Raw genomic sequence first — 2,746 nt, forward strand, 5'->3', positions numbered from 1 at the left:
CGGGATTGGGACGATACGTCCCTCGCATCAGAGATTTAAGGAGTTCATCCTTGTTGTAATCGGTAACTTTGAAGCATCAAAAAATAGCAAAGTAAAAGCATCAGTTTAGGGCAAAAAAAATAGCATTCTTATCTTTGTAGCGTCTAAAACTCCAAAGAACATGAATGCTATGATTACCCCTTCCTGCTTACAGAAATATGTAATGTGGAACAAAGTTAGAGAATTAAAATCATTCGGCTTAAATAATAGCCAAATATCTCGTGAATTATGTCTTTATCGTGGCACTGTTGCCCGCTATTTATCGATGAGTGAATCCGATTATCTCTCCAGCAATAGCTATCGGCGCACTTATAGTCATAAATTGGATAGTTACGAGAGTTATATCCATGCAGAACTTGATGCACACCCTTATCTCTCGAGCAGTCAGATCCATGACCACCTCAAAGAGCATTTCCCCTCTCTGCCTCTGGTCAATGCCAAGACTGTTTATAACTACGTGTTGCATGTTCGTCAGAAATATGATTTGCCCAAGAATCCCGAGCATGAGTACCGTCCCTATGAGAAACAAGCCGAAACTCCCTTTGGCGGATTCGCCCAGGTTGATTTTGGGGAACGCTATATGAGTACTTCTTCGGGTGGTCACCTGAAGGTCTACTTCTTTGCCATGGTTTTGAGCCGCTGCCGGCATAAGTTTTTGTATTTCAGTCTTACTCCCTTTACTACCGCCTTAGCGGTGTATGCCCATGAACTCGCTTTTGAGTTTTATGGTGGTATGCCTGAAAAGATACTTTATGACCAGGACAAAGTCTTGCTTCACCAAGAGAACCTTGGCGACCTATTGCTGACCCACGGCTTTCGTAAGTTCGTAGGGGAAATCGGTTTTGAAACCGTCTTTTGTCGTAAGAGTGACCCCGAAAGTAAAGGAAAAATCGAGAACGTGGTCAAATTCGTCAAGTACAACTTCCTTCGCGGGCGCTGTTTTAGCGACATAGACACTCTCAACCAAGAGGCATTAGGCTGGCTTGATAGAACGGGGAACGGCTGCGTACACGCAACCACCAAACTGGTACCATCGGAAGTCTTCAAAGAAGAAAAGCATTACCTGAAACCCTATAACGGCACACCCACACCACCTAAAGTGGAAATGAAAGCTTATTATGTGCGTAAAGACAATACGATCAATTACAAAGGTAACTATTACACGCTTCCTACGGGTACTTATCAGGGTCATAACACGTTAGCCTATGTCCATCTGAACGATACGCAAGTCCATCTGTTTGACAAGCAAACCGGTAAAACCCTTGCCGTTCACCCCTTATGCCTGGAGAAAGGCAAATTGGTGCGTAACAGCTCCCATAGCCGCGACAACACCGCTTCGATGCAATCCTTGGAAGACAAAGTGAAAAACAGTTTAGGGGCGGGGAGTTTGATTGATGAATACCTGGACAAGCTACACCGCCACAAGAGTCGTTACTACCGCGACAACCTAACCTTCATCAACAGGCATCTGTTGGCTTTCTCCATTGAAATCATGCACAAAGCCTTCTCCTTTTGCCTGGAAAAGGGCATTTATAACGCTAATATACTAATAGACGTAGCCAGAAGTTTACAGAAGCAGTCCGGCGAAAAGCCTGATGAACCGGTAATTACTTCACAATCCCATGCCATCCGGACATATGACATGGTTCCGGAAAAGACTGATATAAACGTTTTTAATACTATTTTTCAATGAAACAAAGTGAATTACTCAAATCGTACGCCACCCGCCTACGGTTGTACAACTTAACAGCCAATTTGGAGCAGATTGTACATAAGGCGCAAGAAAACCAACCCACTTATCTGGATTTTATCCTTCAAGTACTCCAAACAGAAGTGATCAACCGTGACAAAAGGGATTATGAACGACGTTTGAGCGCGGCTCATTTGCCAGCCAGACACGACCTTGACTCATTTGACTTCCATTTCTGCAGCGGCCTCACCCCTGGCCGGATGAAGGAACTACGGGAACTAATTTGGATGGAACAGTCATACAACGTCATACTGATGGGGCCATCAGGCACAGGAAAGACCTTTATTGCCTCCGGTCTGATTTATGAAGCCGTCAAACAGGGATATAAAGCTTATATGCTTACCATGGAGGACATTATAACCACCATTAAGATGAAAGAGGTATCACCCACAGCCATGAGCGCATATAACAGAATTGTGCGGGCCAACCTCATAGCCATTGATGACATCATGCTCTTCCCCGTGAAAAAGGAAGATGCCACAGGATTCTTTAATCTGATCAATACCTTGCACGAAAAGACATCCATCATTATTACAACAAACAAAGCTCCAACAGAATGGGCGCAGACCTTGGATGACGAGGTGTTGGCTACCGCACTACTGGACCGTTTACTATATAGGTGTGAGGTCATCAAACTGGCCGGAACCAGCTACAGGTTGGAGAACAGAAAGACGATTTTTAAACAAGAGCTATAAACCATAGGGAAGAAAATAAACTGATGCTTTTACTTTGCCAAAAATTGATGCTTTTAAATTTGCTGATTACATCTTGTCGGATTATTATAGTAAAGTTTATCGTAAATAAGGAACCGCCGTATGCCGAACGGCACGTACGGTGGTGTGAGAGGTCGAAAATTAAAGTAGGAGAAAACTACTTTAATTTTCTCCTACTCAATTGTCTTATGATAAAGCTTTAATACTATAATTTAGCTTGAATAGCCTTGGATTCTTCCTCGTA

The 2,746-nt window shown here is 43.3% G+C and carries 2 protein-coding genes; both read left to right on the forward strand.

Annotated features, from left to right (window positions below; translation table 11 throughout):
• Window positions 1-202 precede the first annotated feature (202 nt).
• Complete coding sequence (istA, locus tag ACPLUI_RS13600; protein WP_424660788.1) at window positions 203-1,732, forward strand: IS21 family transposase; 1,530 nt, start codon at window positions 203-205, stop codon at window positions 1,730-1,732.
• Window positions 1,729-2,484 carry an IS21-like element helper ATPase IstB gene (istB, locus tag ACPLUI_RS13605; protein ID WP_424660789.1) on the forward strand — a complete coding sequence of 252 codons (756 nt, stop codon included), beginning with the start codon at window positions 1,729-1,731 and terminating at the stop codon, window positions 2,482-2,484. Before istA ends, istB begins: the two co-directional genes overlap by 4 nt.
• The last annotated feature ends 262 nt before the right edge of the window (window positions 2,485-2,746 follow it).

Source organism: Desulfofundulus sp. (assembly GCF_049701015.1).
GTDB lineage: Bacteria > Bacillota > Desulfotomaculia > Desulfotomaculales > Desulfovirgulaceae > Desulfofundulus.

What these genes read in the sequence shown, in the direction of transcription:
- istA (WP_424660788.1), top strand. Translation starts at nt 203, where the DNA reads ATGTGGAACAAAGTTAGAGAATTAAAATCATTCGGCTTAAATAATAGC.
- istB (WP_424660789.1), top strand. Translation starts at nt 1,729, where the DNA reads ATGAAACAAAGTGAATTACTCAAATCGTACGCCACCCGCCTACGGTTG.